The 19653-nt window shown below is 68.3% G+C and carries 21 protein-coding genes and 3 pseudogenes; 8 read left to right on the forward strand and 16 right to left on the reverse strand.

The window, feature by feature from the left end:
* Positions 1–3: 3 nt before the first annotated feature.
* The 3 genes from ACIQ7D_RS36370 to ACIQ7D_RS36380 are packed head-to-tail and all read right to left on the reverse strand — an operon-like array spanning position 4 to position 3730.
* Positions 4–771: an ABC transporter permease gene (locus ACIQ7D_RS36370; RefSeq protein ID WP_403945348.1), complete on the reverse strand. Its 768-nt coding sequence runs from the start codon at positions 769–771 to the stop codon at positions 4–6.
* Entirely contained in the window at positions 768–1748 is a 981-nt protein-coding gene (locus ACIQ7D_RS36375) for an ABC transporter ATP-binding protein (RefSeq protein ID WP_403945350.1), read from the reverse strand. Before ACIQ7D_RS36375 ends, ACIQ7D_RS36370 begins: the two co-directional genes overlap by 4 nt.
* Positions 1745–3730, reverse strand: coding sequence for a putative PEP-binding protein (locus tag ACIQ7D_RS36380; RefSeq protein ID WP_403945353.1), 1986 nt, complete (start codon positions 3728–3730; stop codon positions 1745–1747). Before ACIQ7D_RS36380 ends, ACIQ7D_RS36375 begins: the two co-directional genes overlap by 4 nt.
* On the opposite strand from ACIQ7D_RS36380, the gene ACIQ7D_RS36385 reads away from it, so the two are divergent.
* The gene (locus tag ACIQ7D_RS36385; RefSeq protein ID WP_403945354.1) at positions 3731–4039 is read left to right on the forward strand and encodes a hypothetical protein; all 309 of its coding nucleotides are present in this window, start codon (positions 3731–3733) and stop codon (positions 4037–4039) included.
* Between the two features lie 146 nt (positions 4040–4185).
* Here the strand turns inward: ACIQ7D_RS36385 and ACIQ7D_RS36390 are convergent, their stop codons facing one another.
* Positions 4186–4326: a hypothetical protein gene (locus tag ACIQ7D_RS36390; protein WP_403945356.1), complete on the reverse strand. Its 141-nt coding sequence runs from the start codon at positions 4324–4326 to the stop codon at positions 4186–4188.
* Between the two features lie 204 nt (positions 4327–4530).
* On the opposite strand from ACIQ7D_RS36390, the gene ACIQ7D_RS36395 reads away from it, so the two are divergent.
* Complete coding sequence (locus ACIQ7D_RS36395; RefSeq protein WP_403945358.1) at positions 4531–5127, forward strand: MBL fold metallo-hydrolase; 597 nt, start codon at positions 4531–4533, stop codon at positions 5125–5127.
* Complete coding sequence (locus ACIQ7D_RS36400; protein WP_403945360.1) at positions 5127–5492, forward strand: hypothetical protein; 366 nt, start codon at positions 5127–5129, stop codon at positions 5490–5492. Before ACIQ7D_RS36395 ends, ACIQ7D_RS36400 begins: the two co-directional genes overlap by 1 nt.
* Positions 5493–5697: 205 nt before the next feature.
* Here ACIQ7D_RS36400 and ACIQ7D_RS36405 read toward each other — a convergent pair whose 3' ends face one another.
* Together ACIQ7D_RS36405 and ACIQ7D_RS36410 are read right to left on the reverse strand one after the other, a co-directional pair.
* Positions 5698–7197: a cation:proton antiporter gene (locus ACIQ7D_RS36405; RefSeq protein WP_403945363.1), complete on the reverse strand. Its 1500-nt coding sequence runs from the start codon at positions 7195–7197 to the stop codon at positions 5698–5700.
* A gap of 77 nt (positions 7198–7274) precedes the next feature.
* Positions 7275–8525 (reverse strand): acyl-CoA dehydrogenase family protein, encoded by a 1251-nt coding sequence (locus tag ACIQ7D_RS36410; RefSeq protein ID WP_403945365.1) that lies wholly within the window; start codon positions 8523–8525, stop codon positions 7275–7277.
* On the opposite strand from ACIQ7D_RS36410, the pseudogene ACIQ7D_RS36415 reads away from it, so the two are divergent.
* From ACIQ7D_RS36415 to ACIQ7D_RS36425, 3 genes and pseudogenes are all read left to right on the forward strand, one after another.
* A pseudogene (locus ACIQ7D_RS36415) lies at positions 8429–8722 on the forward strand (hypothetical protein); the annotation flags it as partial. The gene ACIQ7D_RS36410 and the pseudogene ACIQ7D_RS36415 sit on opposite strands and share 97 nt — an antisense overlap.
* Positions 8611–10461: an RHS repeat-associated core domain-containing protein gene (locus ACIQ7D_RS36420; RefSeq protein ID WP_403945368.1), complete on the forward strand. Its 1851-nt coding sequence runs from the start codon at positions 8611–8613 to the stop codon at positions 10459–10461. The pseudogene ACIQ7D_RS36415 and the gene ACIQ7D_RS36420, both read left to right, overlap by 112 nt.
* Positions 10462–10498: 37 nt before the next feature.
* Entirely contained in the window at positions 10499–10936 is a 438-nt protein-coding gene (locus ACIQ7D_RS36425; RefSeq protein ID WP_403945370.1) for a hypothetical protein, read from the forward strand.
* Between the two features lie 28 nt (positions 10937–10964).
* Here ACIQ7D_RS36425 and ACIQ7D_RS36430 read toward each other — a convergent pair.
* Together ACIQ7D_RS36430 and ltrA are read right to left on the reverse strand one after the other, a co-directional pair.
* Positions 10965–11237 (reverse strand): annotated as a pseudogene (locus ACIQ7D_RS36430) (transposase); the annotation flags it as partial.
* 124 nt (positions 11238–11361) lie between these two features.
* Entirely contained in the window at positions 11362–12792 is a 1431-nt protein-coding gene (ltrA, locus tag ACIQ7D_RS36435) for a group II intron reverse transcriptase/maturase (RefSeq protein WP_403945371.1), read from the reverse strand.
* A 41-nt stretch (positions 12793–12833) separates the two neighbouring features.
* On the opposite strand from ltrA, the gene ACIQ7D_RS36440 reads away from it, so the two are divergent.
* Positions 12834–13124 (forward strand): hypothetical protein, encoded by a 291-nt coding sequence (locus ACIQ7D_RS36440; protein WP_403945373.1) that lies wholly within the window; start codon positions 12834–12836, stop codon positions 13122–13124.
* Positions 13125–13406: 282 nt separating this feature from the next.
* Here the strand turns inward: ACIQ7D_RS36440 and ACIQ7D_RS36445 are convergent.
* From ACIQ7D_RS36445 to ACIQ7D_RS36455, 3 genes and pseudogenes are all read right to left on the reverse strand, one after another.
* A pseudogene (locus tag ACIQ7D_RS36445) lies at positions 13407–13670 on the reverse strand (IS630 family transposase); the annotation flags it as partial.
* On the reverse strand, positions 13667–14206 hold the full coding sequence (locus tag ACIQ7D_RS36450; protein ID WP_403945374.1) for a transposase: 540 nt from the start codon (positions 14204–14206) through the stop codon (positions 13667–13669). The pseudogene ACIQ7D_RS36445 and the gene ACIQ7D_RS36450, both read right to left, overlap by 4 nt.
* Before the next feature lie 80 nt (positions 14207–14286).
* On the reverse strand, positions 14287–14622 hold the full coding sequence (locus tag ACIQ7D_RS36455; RefSeq protein ID WP_403945376.1) for a winged helix-turn-helix transcriptional regulator: 336 nt from the start codon (positions 14620–14622) through the stop codon (positions 14287–14289).
* A 114-nt stretch (positions 14623–14736) separates the two neighbouring features.
* On the opposite strand from ACIQ7D_RS36455, the gene ACIQ7D_RS36460 reads away from it, so the two are divergent.
* Positions 14737–15204 carry an ester cyclase gene (locus ACIQ7D_RS36460; RefSeq protein ID WP_403945378.1) on the forward strand — a complete coding sequence of 156 codons (468 nt, stop codon included), beginning with the start codon at positions 14737–14739 and terminating at the stop codon, positions 15202–15204.
* Between the two features lie 85 nt (positions 15205–15289).
* Here ACIQ7D_RS36460 and ACIQ7D_RS36465 read toward each other — a convergent pair whose 3' ends face one another.
* The 5 genes from ACIQ7D_RS36465 to ACIQ7D_RS36485 form a co-directional block, all read right to left on the reverse strand.
* Positions 15290–15649 (reverse strand): transposase, encoded by a 360-nt coding sequence (locus ACIQ7D_RS36465; protein WP_403945380.1) that lies wholly within the window; start codon positions 15647–15649, stop codon positions 15290–15292.
* Positions 15650–16049: 400 nt separating this feature from the next.
* Positions 16050–16499 carry a hypothetical protein gene (locus ACIQ7D_RS36470; RefSeq protein ID WP_403945382.1) on the reverse strand — a complete coding sequence of 150 codons (450 nt, stop codon included), beginning with the start codon at positions 16497–16499 and terminating at the stop codon, positions 16050–16052.
* Positions 16487–16957: a transposase gene (locus ACIQ7D_RS36475; protein WP_403945384.1), complete on the reverse strand. Its 471-nt coding sequence runs from the start codon at positions 16955–16957 to the stop codon at positions 16487–16489. Before ACIQ7D_RS36475 ends, ACIQ7D_RS36470 begins: the two co-directional genes overlap by 13 nt.
* A 1183-nt stretch (positions 16958–18140) precedes the next feature.
* Positions 18141–18794, reverse strand: coding sequence for a hypothetical protein (locus ACIQ7D_RS36480; RefSeq protein ID WP_403945386.1), 654 nt, complete (start codon positions 18792–18794; stop codon positions 18141–18143).
* A complete protein-coding gene (locus ACIQ7D_RS36485; RefSeq protein ID WP_403945388.1) occupies positions 18770–18898 on the reverse strand; it encodes a hypothetical protein in 129 nt (42 codons plus the stop codon). The genes ACIQ7D_RS36480 and ACIQ7D_RS36485 overlap by 25 nt, the downstream gene beginning before the upstream one ends.
* Positions 18899–19653 lie beyond the last annotated feature (755 nt).

Here is a 19653-nt window from a genome sequence, read left to right on the forward strand (position 1 = left end):
AGGTCAAGCGAGGTCAAGTGTGCCCTCCCTCCGAGACCTCTCGACGGACCGGCTGTAGGCGAAGCCCGCGGTAAAGAAGTAGGCGAGCGTCAGCAGCATCGCCGCACCCAGCGGGGCGACCGAGACGCCGCCGGTGGCCGCGTCGACCAGACAGTCCTTGATCCAGTGCAGGCTGAGCAGATCGGGTGCCCAGCGCAGCCAGGCGGGCAGCGCGTGGGTGGGGATGAGCAGCCCGCCCACGGCGAAGACCGGGTACATCAACGCGTGGGACCACACCAGGCCGTTGCGGGTCACCAGGAAGAGGCAGGACACCAGCGCCCCGAGAGCGGTGGCGGAGCACACCAGAACCATGAGCGACACGACGATCCACAGCGGGTGCGACACCCCCAGCGGCAGCCCCAGCGCCACCGCCGTGACGCCGGTGCTGACGAGGATCGCGCCGACGCTGGTGACGGTCGCGCCCAGGCTCTTGCCCAGCAGCACCAGGTACGGCGACCAGACTCCGGAGACACAGCGGGCGAGCGTGCCGAAGCTGCGCTCGCGGCGCAGGACCCCTCCGCTCATCCACACCGTGGAGCCCCACAGCGCGGTCAGCATCACGGCCACAAGGAGCTCGGCCGCGCCGTCGGGGTCGGGGCGACCGGTCTCCACCGCGATGATCAGGAACACGGCGGGGAGCATGCCGGAGTTGACCAGCAGCAACGGATTGCGCTGCATGGCCCGCTGTTCCATGCGCAACGCGGTCACGAACATCCACAGGGCGCCGCTCACCGCACTCCACCGACCTGGCTGCCGGCGGCCAGACGCGCGGCCACGTGGGAGTAGACGTCCTCCAGCCGAACCGGCTCGATATGCACGTCCATGACGCTGACGTGCGCCAGCGCCTGCTCCAGCAGACCGAACGAACCGACGCTCCAGTCACGGACGTGCAGCCGGAGGGTCCACGCCCCGTCGGCCACGTCGACACCGCCGACGGCGATGTCGCGGGACGACACCGCGCCACCGTCTGGCGGGCTGCCGGTGCCGCGCACGATCACCGTGGCGGTGTAGCCGGCCTGGCGGGCGAACTCCTCAACCGGCAGGTCCGCCGCGAGGGTGCCGTCCGCGAGGATGATCACCCGGCCGGCGAGGCGTTCAATGTCGAGCAGATAGTGGCTCGTGAGCAAAACGGACACGCCGGTGTCGCGCAGTGCTGCGACGGTGCCGCGCAGTCGGTCGGCCTCGACCGGGTCGAGACCCACAGTCGGTTCGTCGAGCAGCAGCACGCGCGGCTCGGCAATCATGCCGATGGCGATGTGCAGTCGCTGGCGCATGCCCTTGGAGTACGTCTCCACCGCGCGGTCAGCCGCGGCACCCAGGCCGACTTCCTCCAGCGCGGCGTCCAGCTTGGTTTTCAGGCCGCGTCGGCCTACGCCGGCGAGCATGGCGAAGAACCGCAGGTTGTCGCGGCCGTTCAGCTTGGCGTAGAGGCCGCGGTCGCCGCCCAGCACGACGCCGGTCATCCGGCGTACCGTGCGCAGATCGCGTGTGACGTCGTGCCCGAAGATACGGGCGGTGCCGGTGCTGGGCAGCAGCAGGGTGGCGAGGATCTTGGTGAGGGTGGTCTTGCCGGCTCCGTTGCTGCCGAGCAGGCCCACGATCTCGCCGGCTCCGACCTGGAAGCTGACGTCTCGCAGCGCCGCAATCTCGCGTCCGCGGTCGGTGAAGCTACGGCCGAGGTGTTCCACGGCGATCGCCGGCTCGCTCAACGTCCTGCCTCCATCGGGTGAACATCCGCCGCTCTTCGGGCGAGGGCGGCACGTGCTGCGGCGAGCCTGGCCAGGGGGACGCGTGGCGGCGCGCACGAGATGTGGTCGAAGCCCGCCTCGGTGAAAAACCGCACGGCCGCCGCGTCGGCCGCCTGTTCGCCGCAGACGCCGAGCGTGATGTCCGGGTGTACGGCTCGTGCCTCCTCGGCGACCTGGCGAGCCAGGGTGCCGACCGCTTCGACGTCCAGTCGAGCGAAGGGGGATTCGGCGATCAAGCCCATGTCCTGGTAGGCGGGCAGCAGATACTTTTCGGCGTCGTCGCGGGACAGGCCCCAGACGAGTGCGGTGAGGTCGTTGGTGCCCAGGGACAGGGAGTCCGCTCGGCGTGCGATCGACCGGGCCAGCAGCGCGGCCCGCGGGGTCTCGATCATGGCTCCCAGCGAGATGCCCGCCTCGGCCGGGGAGGTTCCCAGGTGAGCACAGACGTCGTCGAGGATGCCCCGGACGAAGTCCAGTTCCGCCGGCGCGCTCACCATGGGGACCAGGAGTTCGGGCCGCGGGTCGCGGCCGTCGCGTCGCAGCGCGAGCGTCGCCTGCGCCAGTGCCTTGATCTGTACGGCCGTCAGCGTCGGGAGCAGGACGCCCATCCGCACGCCGCGCACCCCGAGCATGGGGTTGTGCTCGTGCAGGCGACGGGTGATGTCGAGCCGGTCCCGGTCGGCCAGCGCGCCGGTGGCCTCCGTGGTCAGGGAGAGTTCTGTCAGGTCGGGGAGGAATTCGTGGCGCGGGGGATCAAGCAGGCGGATGGTGACGGGCAGTCCGTCCATCGCCGCGAGGACGTCCGTGATCTCCGTCCGCAGGAGGGTGTGCAGGGTGGCGAGGTCCTCGGTCATGTCGGGGCCGGGCCGGGCCATCAGGACCCGTTGGAGCACCTGGTGGCGCTCGCCGAGGAACATGTGCTCGATCCGGCAGAGTCCCACCCCGCCCGCGCCCAGCGCCCGTCCCGCGGCGGCGTCGGCGCCGGTGTCGGCGTTCACGCGCACCGTGATGCCGGGCAGCGCGGACAGCGCGTCGTCCAGCCAGCCGGGCAGTTCCAGGGCGGCCCGTCGTTTGGTGGAGGACTGCTTGCGGCCGCCGAGGTGGATCACTCCGGTGCGGCCGTCCACGGTGACCAGATCGCCGGCCCGGACGGTGTCGCCTCGCGTGGTGTGCAGGGTCTTGGCGTCGGCGTCCAGGACGCCGTCGACGAGGGCCGCGACGGCCGGCAGCCCGAGTCCGCGCGCCACGACTGCGGCGTGCGACGTCAGTCCACCTCGCTCGGTGACCACGGCCGTCGCGGCCAGCAGGCCCGGGAGGTCCGCCGGCCTCGACTCGGTGAGGACCAGCACCGGCTGTTCTCCCTCGGCCCGCGCGGCAACGGCCTCGGCCGCGCTGAAGACGACGGTACCGGAAGCGATGCCGGGAGACACTCCGAGACCGCGCGCCGCCACGGGCAGCTCGAGGGACGGCACGGCCATGGAACGCGCATGCTCGACGTCCACGGGCTCCACCAGCGACGCCGCCTGTCCGGGGGTCAGCCGGCCGCGTTCGTACCGGGTGGCGACGGCGCGCAGGAGAGCGGCGCCGTGCAGGGAGGCTCGGGTGGTGCTGACGATGTGGGCCCTGCCGTGTTCGATGACGAACTCCACTCGGACCGGCCAGTCGAGTTCGGTCTCGGCGGCGTGCACCGCCTGCCGCAACTCGGGGCCCCACGGCTGTGTCTCGATGAGTTCGCCGAGATCCACGCCACCCGCTGTCAGCAGCTGGGCTCCGGACCCCCCGGCGAGATAGGAGCCGGTCACGACCGGCTGGCCGGTCGACAGGTCGCAGGAGTGGGCCAGACCGCTGCCTGAGTCGGGGCCGCACCACAGCGGCTGCCGCCCGAGCTCGAACCGGGCCGCACCGGGCTCGGCTCTGACCAACGCCCGTACCACAGCGATCACTTGTTCGATGGGATCGTCCGGCAATACGGCGTCGGGGTCCGCGACGGCCAGGGCGGCCGCCAGTTCGGCCCTGCGCCGCGTGGCGAAGCCGGCACCGGCACCGGCACCGGCACCGGCAAGCCCTGCCAGCCACTGTCGACTGGCAGGGCTCATACCGAGAAACGACAGACAGCTTCCCTTCAGGCAGGGAAGCCAAGCTGTCAGGAAGACGGGACGCTCCGCGCTCCCGAGGCGACCGTCGGGATCAAGCTCGGCGATCGCCTCACGGAGCGTGGCGTCAACGGCATCGACCGGCAGCCGCAGCACTGAACCAGCAGGAAGAGCGACCGGCAGATGATCCATGACCACGTACTGAATCCCCATCCCCCGAGGGCGAGGTCCGGCACCGTTTCCGGTGGTGAACCTCTGGTGTCAACGGGCCCCCGCAGCGCCGGGGGCGGATCGACGAGCGGACGTTACCGGCTCACGAACTCCGGGCGGACACCGAGCAGGTACACACGGTCGTCCAGGTCGGCGGCATCCTCCGGGGTGATCGGAGAGAATTCCAGCTCGGCCAGGTCGGCGAGCTCCTCGACGTTCGAGTTTGACATGTCCATGATTCGACGCTAACGGCAGTCATCTCTTGCCACAAGATGAACTCTGCATGTTCATAAGCAAGTTGACTAGGTATCGACTGTCCCGAAAAGCACGCATCATCTAAATGCCGCTGATTACCGGGAACACTCCCAGGTTGTGGCCGACCGAAATTTTCCGGCCATTCCACGAAGAGATCCACAAGGCCTCCGCGCTATGCTCACGTCGTGCGGATTACCAAGTACGCCCACTCCTGTGTCCGGTTGGAGCACGACGGCGGCACGCTGATCATCGATCCCGGCGTCTGGAGCGAGCCCGAGGCACTCTCGGGCGCAGACGCGGTCCTGGTGACCCACGAACACGACGATCACATCGACCTGCTGCGGCTGAAGGGGCTGGGCGTGCCCGTCTACGCCCCCAAGTCGGCGCGGATCCCGAGCCTGGACTTCACCGGCGTCGTCGCCGGGGAGGAGTTCACCGCGGCGGGCTTCCGGGTGGCCGCCCAGGGCGGGCAGCACGCCCGCATCTACGGCGCCCTCCCTGACTGCGCGAACCTGGGCTACCTCGTGGAGGACCACCTCTACCATCCTGGGGACTCCCTTCACCGTCCCGACCGACCGGTGGAGACCCTGCTGGTCCCCCTACAGGGGTCATGGATGAAGACGGACGAGGCCATCGACTTCGTCCGCGCCGTCGATCCGGAACGGGCCTACGGCATCCACGACGGGCAGGTCAACGAGCGGGGCCTGGGCAGCCTGAACGGCTGGCTCGCCGACCAGTGCGGCGGCCGCTACCACTGGCTCGCGCCGGGGTCGTCCGCCTGATGACCGAGCCGTCCACCCCCACCCTCTATACCGTCGCCGGTCTGCGAGGACCGGGACGCCTGAGCACCATGGCCCGGCCTCACGGCCACGGGCGTCTGGCCAGCGACATGGTGGCCCTGCGCGGCGCCGGCACCGACGTCGTCGTCTGTGCCCTCCCCGACGCCGAACGCACCGAACTGGGGCTCGCCGACGAGCCCCGCCTCGCCGAGGCCGCCGGGCTGCGGTTCGTCGCGCTGCCCATTCCCGACTTCACGGTCCCGCCGGTCCGCGTCGTGCTGCCGGTGCTGCGGGAACTCGCCGAGGAGCTGCGGGGGGCGCCCATGTCGTTGCGCACTGCCGCTGTGCCATCGGACGGTCCTCCCTGATCGCGGTCTGCCTGATGATCCTGGAAGGCATGGCGCCGGAGACTGCTTGGACGGCCATGGAACGGGCTCGGGGGACGAGGGTGCCGGACACCGAGGAACAGCGCGCGTGGACGCTGGAGTTCTTCCGCCTGGTCTCCCGGGGCGGGCAGCATCCCGGCCGGGACCGCGGGGCCGGCCCTGTGGACCGGCTGTCCCAGGTTGACCATCAGCCGGACCGGTGATCGTCGGCCTCGAAACCGCCGTCGCCCGGGGCGACCCGGGCATGTCCTGACGGCGCCGGCAGGGGCCTGTGTGCACCCTCCCGCTGTGCGGTGCCCGGGGCCGCGGGACGGCTGCCGACGCGAGCGAAGCCGATGGCGCGCAGCAACGGAGTCGTCAGAGCCGTGGTGATGAGGGCAACGAGGGTGAGGATGCCCATCAGCCGTTCGTCGATGAGTCCGGCCTGGTAACCGATCTGGATGACGACGAGTTCGGTGAGTCCCCGGGCGTTGAGCAGGAAGCCCAGAGCGAGAGCGGGACGCCACTCCATCCCCGTCATCCAGGCGCACAGGAACGGACCGCCGATCTTGCCGACGATCGCGAGGGCGAGCAGCATGAGGAGCGTCACCAGCACCGACCTGTCCCAGCCCAGCGCGCCGAAGTCGATGGTGAGGCCGAAGCCGAAGAAGAAGAACGGGAGCAGCACCGTCTTCGCCGTCACCGTGAGGCGTTCGGCGACCGCGGCCGCCTTGCCGTTGCTTCTCGGCCACGCGAGGCCGACCAGCAGGGCGCCGATCAACTGGTGGACCCCTATGGCCGCGGTCATGGCAGCGGCTGCGGTGACCGCGGCGACGAGGAGGACGGCGACCGCGGTGGAGCCGGCGCGGGCGCCGTTGCCCAGCCACCGGGCGAGCAGCAGACGCACAGGCCCGAGGAAGACGACGGCGACGACCACGATGGCGGCCGTATTGAACAACAGCCCGCCGGTACCGGAACCATGGGCGGCCGCCAGGACGGCGGCGAGCAAAAGCCAGCTGCCGCCGTCGCCGATCGCTGCGGCAAAGAGGCTGAGCTGACCGGGACGGCTGTGGATGATGTCCAAGTCGGCGAGGATCCGGGCGAGCACCGGGAAAGCGGTGATACTCAGCGCGCACCCGAGGAAGAGGACGAAGGCGAGCGGGGAACCGCTGCGGCCGACGAAGGCGTCCACAAGCGGCACGGCGGCCGCTGTGCCGAGGGCGAACGGGATGAAAAGCGAGGCCTGGCTGACCAACACAGCCTGGTTAGCGGCGCCGCGCAGGCGCATGCCGGCCATCTCCCGGCCCACCCCGAAGACGAAAAGAACCAGCCCCAGTTGAGCCAGCCCGTTGAGTAACTGCACCGACGGAGCGGGGAAGAGCCACTGGGCCGCGTCCGGGGCGAAGTGCCCGAACAGCGAGGGTCCGAGCGCGAGGCCCGCGCAGATCTCGCCGATGACCCGTGGCTGGCCGAGACCGGAGAGGAGATTGCCTCCCAGATGCGTCGCCGTCAGGATGACAGCCGCTGCAAGGAAGAAATGGCCTGTGGCGTCCAGGCGGTGGGCGGGGGCGGCGGGACCGTCCGTCTGGCCGCTCCCGACACCGGCGGCGACGAACCCGATGACGGCGAGCGGAAGGACCGTGACGGTCACGCCGGCGATCCACAGCCGTTTGCCCGCCTTGGAGCGTTCGGTGAATGTCTCTGACACTTCCACAACTCCGTTTCACGTGGGCCGAAAGTGGCGGGCGGGGCACGAGAACAAAGCAGGCGGACTGCCGGGATCTCTCAGACGGAGGATGTGCGAGGCGGCAGCTCCGTGGACTCGAAGATCATGTCGCGCATCAGTTCGCTGGCTCCGCCGGCGATCGTCCCCGCCATCGCGTCGCGGTAGAGCCGGGCGGGCGCCGAGTCCTCGCTGTAGCCCGCCGCACCGTGGTACTGGAGGCACGCCTGTGCCGCGGCCACGGCGAGTTCGGTGGACCTCAGTTTAAGAATGGAGGCGGTGCGGGTGTCGAGGGCGCCCCTGCTGTGCAGCCGGGCCGCGTGCAGGGCGTACTGGCGCACGAGGTCCAACTCGGCGTCGAGTTCGGCGATCCGGTGCCGGACGGCCTGCTTCGCGCTCAACGGAGCATCGCCCACACGGTGTTGCCGCACGAAGCCGTTGAGCAGCTCCAGGGTGTACCTGCCGCCTCCCACCGCGAGCAGTCCGGCGACCAGCCGTTCGAAGTCCAGCCCGCGCATGAGGTACGTCAGGGCGCGGTCGCGTCGGCCGAGCAATCGGTCGGCGGGCACCTCGACATCGGTGAACGTCACACGACAGACATCGGCGCCGTGCCAGCCCAGCATCGGCTGGGGTTCACGGCGCACTCCAGGGCTGCCGGCGTCGACGAGGAACAGGCTGGCTCCGGTGAGCCCCCGGGAGGAGGAAGAGGCGCCGGTTCGGGCAAGAGTGACGAAGAAGTCGGCCCGGGAACCGTTGGCGATATACCACTTCTCCCCGTTGACGGTGTGGGCACCGTCGTCCCGAGGGTCAGCGCGGGTGTTCAGGTGGCGCAGGTCGGAACCGGCGCCCACCTCGGTGATGGCCAGCGCGGCTATCCGCTCCCCCCGTTCGACGGCCGGCAGGTAGGCGCTGCGCTGTTCGGGGGTGCCCCACAGGCGGAGATAGGACACGGCCATGTAGGCGTGCACGCCGACGGCCGCGCGGATCCCTGCGTACCCGGTGGCGCCCAACTCCTCCAGGAAAACCGCGCTGGAGAGGAAGTCCTCGCCCGAGTGTCCGAGGCGGAGCAGCCCCTCCCTGCCCAGCAAGTGCCATCCCTCCCGGCTGATCCGCCCCTGCGCCTCCCACGCCGGGGCGTTCGGCCGGACGATGCGGTCCAGCACCTCGCGCACCCGGGCGCGGAAGGCGCGGTCTCCGTCGGGGGGCCGGTCGTCGTACGAAGACGGTGACCGGCCCGACCGGCACGGTCGGTTACGACTACGACGCCGCCGACCGCCGCACCGAGATGACGGCCTCAGGACTCCAGCCGGCACGACGACCCGCTACGGCTACGACGCCTCCAGCATCCTCACCTCGGTCACCACCGGGAACCAGGCCGTCACATTCGCCCTGGACACGGTGGGCCGGCAGAAGACGGCGACGCTGCCCGGCTCCATCACCCGCACCACGGAGTACGACAAGACAGGCACAACACAGGCGATCGGGTACGCGCGGGGCACGGCATCCATAGGCGACCTCACCTACACCCGCGACGAACGCGGCCTCCAGACCGGCCTGACCGGCTCCCTGGCAAGCGTGGCACTCCCTGCGGCCGAAACGGGCGCGGCCTACGGCAAGGACAACCGGCTCACCACGTTCAACGACCGCTCCTTCACCTACGACGCCGAAGGCCAGCTCACCTCCGACGGCAAACGCACATACACCTGGAACGCCCGAGGCGAACTGACCGGACTGACGGCAGCCGGCACCGGCCTGACCAGCGCCTTCACCTACGACCCGCTGGGCACCCGCTCGTCGAAGACGATCGGCGGCACGACCAGCCGCTTCCTGACCGACGCCTCCAACTCGCTGACAAAGCAGTCGGGTTCGGGCGAGACGAAGGCCACGGTGGCGACATCGGGCCTGGACCAGTACCTGACCCGCACGGAGAACGGCAAGACACAGGTCTACCTGACCGACGCACTGGGCACGGTGATCGGCCTGGCCGACCCGGACGGCACGGTCGCCACCCGCTACACCTACGACCCGAACGGCCAACCCACCTCCTCCGGCGCCGAGTCGACCAACCCGTACACCTTCACGGGCCGCGAGAACGACGGCACGGGACTGCTCCACTACCGCAACCGCTACTACGCCCCGGAAACCGGCCGCTTCATCTCCCAGGACCCCATCGGCTACGCAGGCGGCACCAACCTCTACGAGTACGCACTCAGCTCCCCCACCACCTACACCGACCCCAACGGCAACAACCCCATGCTCGCAGGCTGCGTCGGCGGCGGCCTGCTCGACGGAGGCATCGACTGGCTGACGCAACGCCTCTCCGGCCGGAAGGTCAACTGGGGCCAGGTCGGCGGCGCGGCGGCGATGGGCTGCCTGGGCGGCATGCTCGGAGCCGCAGGGGCGGCGAAGTGGGCAGGACGCGGCGGATGCCCAGGCAGACTTCTGCCCAACAGCTTCACAGCCGACACCCCGGTCCTGATGGCCGACGGCACCCGCAAACCCATCAAGGACGTCAAGATCGGCAACAACGTCCACGCGACGGACCCGGAGACCGGCGAAAGCGGACCACGCCGAGTCACGGCACTCATCGAAGGCACCGGCGACAAAAGCCTGACCGACATCACCCTGACCACGAAGCAAAACGGCAACTCCAGCACGATCACCGCCACGGACGGCCACCCCTTCTGGGCCCCCGAACCCAGTGCCTGGATCGACGCGGGCCAACTCCAGCCCGGCCAATGGCTCCAGACAAGCACAGGCACATGGACCCAGATCACGGCGATCAGCCATCGCACCAAGTCGACCACGGTCTACAACCTCACCGTCGACGACCTCCACACGTACTATGCGCTGGCGGGCGCCACACCGGTACTTGTGCACAACTGTGGTGGCGAAGCAGTTGTGCACCTTGATCGGGCTGCTGGCCATGCGTCGATTACGGTGCGCTACGGTGATGACGTTCTTCATACTGAGCAGGCTGGCATTCCTGGAACGCGCGCCGTCCCCCAAAACTTCGTTGGCTCACTGTCCGATTTCAGACTCGACGTTCGCATTCCTCTTCCGAACGCGAGCCGCGCGAGGTCCTGGCAAGACGTGACACTCGGGCAGGATCTGGGCGCCTATGATGAAGCGGCCAGGAGCTGTATCACTTACTGCGCCGAGGTGCTGCGGGCGGGTGGAGTTCAGGGGATCCCTATAGGAGAGGGAAGCCTCGAAATTACGAAGTGGCTACTTCGCCAGCACGGATAGTAGGCCATCCCGCGCTCCACAGAAAGGGAGAAAGATAGTGTCTTTTCCTGACGGCTGGGAGTGGCTGGATGAAATCCCATCCGGCTGGTCTCCGTCTTCAGAACTGCTGACTCCGACAGGGATTATCCGAGTTGACTTGCCAATCAGGATGCTATCGAGCAACAAACTGGGAAATGATCTTATCGAGTTGGTTGGCCAGCTACTGAGTGAGAGTGCTCGCTTCAGCATCTGGTTCGGCTCGAAAGCAAAAGAGCAAGTTTCCTCTCCGAAGCAACTTGCAATGTTGTCGCTGACAACAAACGAACAACATCGCCATGTTTACGAAGCCTGGGCGTCATATATCGACGCGCACGAGGCTTATAGCGGAAAGGTGGAGTCCTTTAAAGACGAAGAAGAGTCACTAAGACGCGCCCTGTCTGATGCCATCAATAATCTGGCCGTGACTCGGAGTAGTTTTCAGGGTAGCGACTACTGAGGTTGAACTCGTGATGTCGCTGGGTTGCTCAGGTGGGTCTGATGGTCAGGCCGGTCTCGGCGAGGCAGCCGTCTATGAGGTCGCTGCGGTACTGGATGTGCCGTAGACCGCGCCGGATGGTCTGGATGAGGTGTTCGGGGGTGCTGAATGCGACGTTGGAGAGCCAGCCGCGCCGCAGCAGTGACCAGATCCCTTCGACGGGGTTGAGGTCGGGCGCGTAGGGCGGCAGGTAGTAGATGGTCAGCCAGTCCCGGGCTGCTGCGAACTCCCGCAGGCCGGCGGCCTTGTGGACGGTGAAGTCGATCCGGGGCGCGTTTCCGGTCTTGTCGACCGGCCCGTTTCCCCAGACCGCTTCCCGCACCCGGCGTGCCCGTTTCCGAGCACCGGGCGCTCCACAAGCCCTGTTCAGGACCCGTGTGTTGTCCTCATTCCAGGCCGGGCCAGGGGGTCGGGATGACTGTTCCCCGGTAGCGGTAACGCGTGGTGGTTACCTTCGCGGGGTTGAACAGTGGCCTTTCCTCCGAGGCCGGCCACCATCCGACGTCGCAGTAGCGGCGGCGGAGGTCCTTCCAGGTGGCCCGGCGGTGTTTGCGACGCAACCAGCTCCCGACCTGGCGCCACGTGTAGTAGCTCAGGTAGGCGAAGGTCGCGCTGGACACGCCGGGCCGGAAGTAGACGCACCAGCCCTTGAGCGCCGGGTTGAGCTGACGCAGCAGGGCATCGAGCGGCTGGCTCGTGTCCGTTGTCCGGCACATCGTCCTGACCTTGCCGGTCATGGCCTTGACGGCCTTTCCGGACGGATAGGTGTAGATGTAGTGCCGGTCGCTGCCTCGTTTCGGGTGGCGCTGGATGCGCCACCCGAGGAAGTCGAGGCCCTTGTCGATGTGGGTGATCAGGGTCTTCTCCGGCGACAGGCGCAGGCCCATCCCGGACAGGACTTCTGCGATCTCCTCCCGGAGGGCTTCGGCGTCTTCGTTCGTGCCCGACACCATCAAGCACCAGTCGTCCGCGTAGCGGACGAGCCGGTAGTTGGGCAGGCGGTGACGACGGCGCTTGGCCCTTTCCGTCTGGCTGGAAGCGGGTCCGCCGGGCCCTTGGGCGATGTGCTCGTCCAGGACCGTCAGGGCCACATTGCTCAGCAGCGGTGAAAGGATCGAACCCTGCGGGGTTCCGGCGCGGTTCTCTCGCAGCATGCGGTCCTCGCCGAGGATGCCTGCTTTGAGGAACGCCTTCACCAGTGCCAGGACGCGTCTGTCACCGACTCGATGCCGCACCCGGTCCATCAGAGCCGGATGGGAAATCTCGTCGAAGCATGCCGTGATGTCGCCCTCGACCACCCACTCATAGGAGCGGGAACCGAAGTAGCGGACCTCGGCCACGGCGTCATGAGCGCGACGGTTCGGGCGGAACCCGTAAGAGCACGGGTGGAAATCCGCTTCAAAGATCGGCTCCAGCACCAGCTTCAAGGAAGCCTGCACCACTCGGTCGGCAATGGTGGCGATCCCCAGGCGGCGCAATTTGCCACCCGACTTCGGGATCATCCGTTCCCGCACCGGCAGCGGGCAGAAACTGCGGTCCTTGACCTGCGACCGCAGCCCGTCGAGGAAGTCCACGACGCCCTGCCCAGCCTCGATGGAACGGGCCGTGCGCCCGTCCACTCCGGCCGTGCGTGCTCCCTTGTTGCCCCGCACCCGGTCCCACGCGACCAGAAGGAACGCGGGATCGGCGACGAGGTTGAACAGATCATCGAACCTGCGATGAGGGTCATCACGGGCCCAACAGTGCAGCTTGGTCTGGATCTTCAGTACCCTGCGCTCCGCTCCGAACAGAACGGAGTCAAGTTCGTCGGTGTTCACCGGCGACAGCCTCCTGACCTTCCAGTACGTCCACTGCTGACTTGCTGGTCTCCTTCGCCATGTACGCGCCTCTCGCGCGTTCGGACTACTACGAGACCTCCGCCCCGCCCGACGGCCATCAGTTGGCAACGGACCTGCCCGCCTCCGGACTGGCTGTCCGGTGGGAAGGGCGACCGCAGGCGGTTCCCACGTTCACCACGGAATCGATCAAGGAGGGAGGTGCCCGCCTCTACCCCGACAGCTTCGCCATGCCTACGCCGCAGGCTTTTGGCATGGCCTCCTCACCGGGCCTCAAAATCGGCTTCGGAGTTGAACGCCACCCAGACGAGTGACGGTTCACGCGCTGCAACCCGGCCCGTATCCATCAGGTTTGAGCCGAGCGGGACACTTACGGGGCGTCAGACAGCGGTTCCTCGCGTACACCTTCTCCTCGCTGCTTGCCGGACCCGGGCCGTCTGACAGTGCCGACCCGTTCCGTCGTTGTCAGGGCTGCTTCCCGCTACCACCTGCATTCCCAGGCAGCGGCTGCCCTCAGCTTCACCGGGCGGCTGCGACCACCCGGCGGTGGGGTCCTTTCACCCCCACTCGATTCCGTAGCGCCTCGTGGCGCACTTCAAGTTGTCCCAGACGAGCACGATCGGGCCACCGAGCTGCTGGTGGGCGGCGATCAGCAGGTCCCGGTAGTCGCGCCAGGAGAAGCTCTTGCGTCCGTCGCGGCGGCCGTCGTCCCGGCGCGGCCGGTAGATCAGCCGGGACCGGTGGCCAGGCTTGTAGCAGGTCAGCGCCGCGATGGATATCCGTCTGCGGGAACGGCCCCGCACCCGCACCACCGGGGTCCGGCCGCGCTGTGACCAGGTCTTCGCCTGCGGCGGCGTCATGGAGAATCCAGCTTCGTCCTCGAAGACCAGCCAGGCTCCACGGGCCGCCGCGAGCCTTCCGCGCAGGGCCACACCTCCTTGACCCACCCGGCCACCGCCTCGTCGTCCCGCTCCACGGCGCGTCGGGCCGGGACCTGACAGGACCAGCCATTGCGCACCAGCAGCTTGCGCACACCCTGGACCGTGTAGGTCAGATGGAAGCGCCGGCCGATCACCGTCTTCACTCGGCTCAGGGTCCAGCGTTGGTCTTCCCAGCCGTGCGCGGCCGGCCCCTTGGCCAGCTCCGCCTCCAGCTGGGCGAACTGCTTCTGGCTCAGCCTCGGCAGCGACGCCGGCCCCTGTGACCGCAGAGCCCGCGGACCGCCCTCGTCCCACATCTGCCGCCATCGCTGCACCGAGCGGACACTGACCCGCAGGTCCTCGGCGATCACCGAGCTGACCTCGCCCTGGGCGAACCTCTCGGCCGCCCTGAGCCGTAACTCCTCGCGGAACTGCTGCCGTTCGGCGGTCAGCCCGCCCCCTTGTGGATACCGCATGCCCCCGTGATACCGCACGGGCGACGAGCCGTCAGCCCCTACGACTCCACGAGTTCAACCTCAGTAGTCGACTTCGACGGTCACGCGGTGGCTGCTGGCTCGCAGTCGGGGACTGTCAGGGCCCAGGTGGCCATGGTGTCGAGGACAGCGCGCAGTCCTTCACCGAGCGGAGTGAGCCGGTACTCGACCCGTGGGGGAATCTCCGAATAGGCGGTGCGCAGGACGATGCCGTGTCGCTCGAACCGGCGCAGCCGGCTGGTCAAGGTGTGCGGGCTGATGCCGGGCAGGGCGTCGCGCAACTCTGTGAAGCGGTGGGGTCCGCGCAGGAGTTCGCGCACGATAAGGGTGGCCCACGGCCCGTCGAGCAGGGTGATGAACCGGGGGACGCCGCACTCCGGAAGACGGTCAGCAGTCATGGTTCGAGTTTATGCCATTAGTGCAGTTGATGTAACCGATGCAGTGTGTGCACTAATAGATCCATGACCTACGCGTTTCGTGGTCAGCCCGCACCACACACCATGGAGGACGACATGCCCGCGATCACTACGGCCAACACCGCAAGCGAGATGGCGCGCTCGGCCACGACCACCGCGTTGCGGGTCGCCGCGCGCGAGCTGGAGCTGTACGACGCCGGGGACGTCGCCGGGGCGGATGAGGTGTTCGCCCCTGATCTGATCGACCACAACCCCGCTTCCGATGCCGTCTCGGGCGTCGACGGCATACGGGCGCTGATCGCCGCGACCCGTGACGGATTCACCAACAGGCAGATCCGGATCCTGTTCCAGGAGGAGCTGCCTGGCGGCTGGGTCGTCCTCCAGTGGCGGATGACCGCGACCCATACCGGAGACGCGTTCGGGTTCGCCGCCAGCGGCAACCCGGTCGATTTCCAGGGCCAGAACATCGTGCGCATGGTCGACGGCAAGATCAGCGAGATGTACCACATCGAAGAAATGCTCAAGCTCACCCAGCAGATCAGCACGGGCACGCAGCCTGCGTGAAGGTCGAGGGGCCATTGCTGTTCAGCTTGGCTCTGTCGGGGATCTTGGAGTTGCTGAGGTCAGCGGCCCAGGGTTCGCCAGGACTTCAGCCGGGGAATCTCGCGCTGGTCGAGGTAGTCCTGGAAAGCGGTCGGTCGTCGGGGGATGGGGGGGCCTCGGTCGGTGGTAGTCCGCTGAGGCGCTCGATGTTCACGGCGATGGCTGTCAGGACGTGCTGGATAAGGGCCTTTCCCTGTCCTCGGTAGCGGCAGCGTCGCATGCCGTGTCCGTGGGCGAACTCGTTGACCGTGCTCTCCACTCCGGAGCGGACCGCGTAGCGGGCCTTCCACTCGGGCGTCTGTTGCTCGGCGCGGACGCGGAGTATCGCGGAGCTCTCGTGGGGGGAAGCCCACGATGCGGGCGTTGTCGGCGGTGCTGGTGCACTGAGTGTGGGCAGGGACGGCACTGGCTCTTGGCGAACCGTGCCACGATCAGCGGGGCCGCGGTGGGCGAGGAGGTCGGGTAGGGGCCGTGCCAGCCTGCGCTGACCGGTCCCTGGGGGCAGGTGACCCGCTGCTTGTCGTAGTCGATGTGGAAGTCGTCCCGGGCGAAGCCCTCGTTTTGGCGGTGCTGGCGGGTGGGGTTGCCCTTCAGCGGACCGGCGACGGTGACCTGGTGTTCGCGGGCGGCCTGTTCCAGGTGGGGCAGGGAGGTGTAGCCGGCGTCGACGAGGTGCTCGGCGGGCAGCAGTCCGCGGCGGGAGAGGCGGGTGTGGATGCCGGGCAGGACCTGGCTGTCGTGGGTGGTGGCCGCGGGGGTGACCACGTCCGTGATCACGTTGGGGCCGTCGGGGGCACAGGTCTCGGTCAGATGCGCGGAGAACCCCGTCCAGCTGATGATGTGTCCGTGCCGCGCGTAGCGGGCCGAGATGTCATAGGGCGAGACGATGGTCCGGGACGAAGCGGCAGTCCGGGCCCGCCCTCCTTCTCGGCGGTGCGCCAGCACAGGTGTCCTGCGGCGTCACGGTGGTAGTTCTGCACCATGATCTGGCGCCGGGCCAGGACGCGAAGACCGGATGTGCGGTGAGCTCCGTGCCGGTGGAGGTGCTCCAGGAGCCGGACGGCGTCGTTTCCGGTGGCGAGGATTCTGGTCTTCGGCTTGGTGGGGTTCCTGCCCAGGCGGACCGGCCGGCCGTAGCGGAGCCCCCGGTCCTCGTTGACCAGGCCGTCGAGCAGGTGAGGGGATGTGCCGGCGACTTCTTCGAGTGCGGCGCGGACCGCCTCGGTGACCAGCTCCAGGCGGGTCAGGTCGCGCACCGCGGCCAGTACGTGGGTGGATCGGTGCGCTGGGTGGTGCGCTCGCGGACGAGACCGGCCTCCTTCAGGCGCGCGAGTGCGAGGTCGAGGAGGCGGTCGGCGCGGCCGTCCTCGGCGAGACGGTCCCGGAAATCGGCCAGCACACTGTGATGGAATCCGGGGTCGTCCAGCTCCATGGCCATCGCGTACTTGAAGTCGATGCGGCAGCGGACCGACTCGGCGGCCTGCCGGTCCGACAGGCCGAGCAGGAACTGCAGCACACAGACGGTGGCCAGCTGAGCGGGCGAGAGACCAGGCCGCCCGTCCCGCGGGTACCAGTCGGCGAAGTCCTCGTCGCACCACAGTCCGTCCAGCCGGTCACGCACCCATATCGCCGTCGTACCGCCCGGGTTGCTCGCCCGCGCGACCTGCGCGGTCAGAGACGGGACCTGCTCACCGGAACGGGGGCGAAGGGACAACGAACCCCTCGACAGCCTCATCGGCCTGAACCACCCAAGCATGCCCGTTGACCATGCTGTCGCACCGGGAAACATCAAGATCCCCGACAGAGTCAAGGGGGCCCGATGGCTCGGGGTACCGGATACGGACTTCGCCACAACGCTGGGGATGCTGCACACCGCCGTCACGAACACGGGCAGCGATCTGCGCGACGCACTCGGCAAGAGCCTCGAGAAGCTGGAGGCGAGCGGGCAGGCGGCGCAGCAGGAGACCTCCCGGTCGGTGGTCGAGGAACTCGGGCGGATGCGTACCAACCTCCGTGAGACGAGGGACCGGCTGTCCGCTGGTGGGGAGATGTTGAACGCGGAGGTCCGTCAGGCCGTCGCTGGCCTGCGGGCCGAAATCCGCGACGTGAGGGCGTCACTCGAACGACTCACCCCGCTTTCGGGTACGGAGTCCAGCGTCGCTGCCTACGCGCCGGGCCATGAGGTCTCCGGGGTTCTCACTGCGGCATCGGAGCGGGCCCCGGTGGCCACCGCCACGGTGCACGGCGAACTCCCGGGGGATCCCGTCCACGGCGCAATCCCCGCCCAGCCCGACGGCCACGACAGCGAACCGCCGAGCGACGTCAGGCTGCCGGTGGACCTCATCCAGCAGGCCGTCCGCGATGCCCTCGCCGAAGAACTCGCCCCGCTGTCCGTCTTCCTGACGGAGAAGCAGAACAGCCAGCACGACGAAGCCACCGCCCTGGGACGGCGTACGGACGCACCTGCGGGAGGCGGTCCAGGAACTGCGCGGGCATCTGGAGGAAGCCCGGCAGGAAGCCCGCGCCGAGCTCACTGCCCTCAGGGAAGAGACCATCGGCCTGCGGGCCGGGCTGGAGCAGTTGCGCCCCCAGCCCGAGCGCGCCCTGTGCGGCAGGGCCGCGTAGCGGGGAGCCGGTACCTGGTTCTGTGCTGTGTCCCTCCATGGGGGCACAACCCTGCGGTATGTCGTCCGGAGACGACATACCGGGTCAGCGAACGCCGGCGAAGTACCCGGCAGCCACTCCTCCCCCTCGCACAGCGGCTGCGCGCCGCCCGTCCTCCGTGTGGGGCACGCAGCGGCGGGGTTGGCCGTGCGGCAGGAGTGGGAGGGATGTGTCGGTACTGCTTCCGTGCGGCGAACTGCCGACGGATGACGAGGTCGGTTCCAGGCGGGGCGTCACCATGTGGTCAGGTCGACCGCATGGGCGCAGTGGGGGTCCAGGGGGTCTGTCCTCCAGCGTTCCTTCTCACCGATGAGTGAGGGCAGGGCGGCCAGGAGGGCGGTCAGTGCACCGGTGAGCCGTACGTCGGCCGCGGTCAGGCCGTCGGCCTTCTCCGTGGCGAGGTAGAGCCGGATGCGGTCCTGTCCTGTGAGGAGGAATCCGCACAGGGCGGGGTCCGGCGGGATCTCGATGAACGGCCAGGCCAGTGTGCGCAGTATGCGCAGTGCCTGGTCGGTGTCGGTCGGGGCGGCGGGTTCGAGGGCGGAGGTGTCCACCGTGATCAGCGGTATGTCCATCACGGACGCGTCGGTGTGGGGGTGGGTGCTGGATGCGAAGGTGCGGGTCCAGCCCAGCAGCAGGGGTGCGGTGAGCGGTTCGTCGTCCGCGTCCGACAGGGGGATCTCGTAGGCAGTCAGTTCCCGTGGGGCCGTCGCGTCGGCGGCTCCGGTGACGATCCGGACCGTGTCCGGCGCAGGGAGGAGACCGCGCAGGAAGACGGCCCCGGTCAGGGGCACCGCGGTGTAGTCGAGGAGGAAGCGCGTGAGGTAGGCGTGCTGTTCGACCGTCTCGTCGCCGGGGCCGCTCACTCGTTGATCCAGTTCGGGCATTTGTTCATGCCTTTGCAGTAGGCCGTGATGACGCCGATCTTCTTTCCCTCGCCCGCGTCGTATTCACCGTCGGCCGTACGGCGGGCGTACTGCACGATGACCACGATATTGACCAGCTTGGCCTGGTTGCGAGCGACCCCGTAGTACTCGAGCCTCCCCCGTCCTTCTTGTCCACCTTCCCGGCCAGGGCAGCATCGACCACCCGGCACTTCTTGATGTTGTGCTTGCCCGAGAAGTGGTTCCAGCCGAGATCGCCGTTGCCGTAACGCGTGGGGATCACCCGGCCCTCCGGGTCGGTCTGCTCACACTTCACCCTCGTGTTCCAGTACGGAGCCGCCGATGCCGCAGGCACGGCTACGAGACAGACGCTGACGGCCGCAGCCGTCAGCGCCTTGATCATCTTCATGAACGGACCGTGCCACCCCACCGCTACCTGTATCATCCCTCCTCCGTCTGCAGATTCGTTCCTCCGACCCCCGGACGGGTCATCCGGCGGCAACGGCCCTCACCTCACAAGGCCGGTCATCGTTGACCACTGACGGAACGCGGACGTGCCAGCCGCTGCGCCCTCAAGCCCGACCGGAGAACACATGCCCAACAGCCTGCTCGGTCGTCTCCTCAAACATCTGAGCGCTGTCCCTGCCCCGCGGCATTACCCGCCGACGAGGGCCGGCCGGCTCATCGCCGCACTCGCCCTGCAGCCGCTCCCTACACCCGGCACGAACCGGGAAGTGTCCGCTCGGGAAGACCACCGGGTGTGTCAACTTAGAAGTCATCTCATTTGGTGAGTCTGCGGTAGCAGATGAGGGTGCAGGCGATGCTGGTGAAGGCCAGAAAGTGGTCGGCCTTGCGTTCGTAG

The sequence above is a fragment of the Streptomyces sp. NPDC096310 genome, assembly GCF_044763125.1.
Lineage (GTDB): Bacteria > Actinomycetota > Actinomycetes > Streptomycetales > Streptomycetaceae > Streptomyces.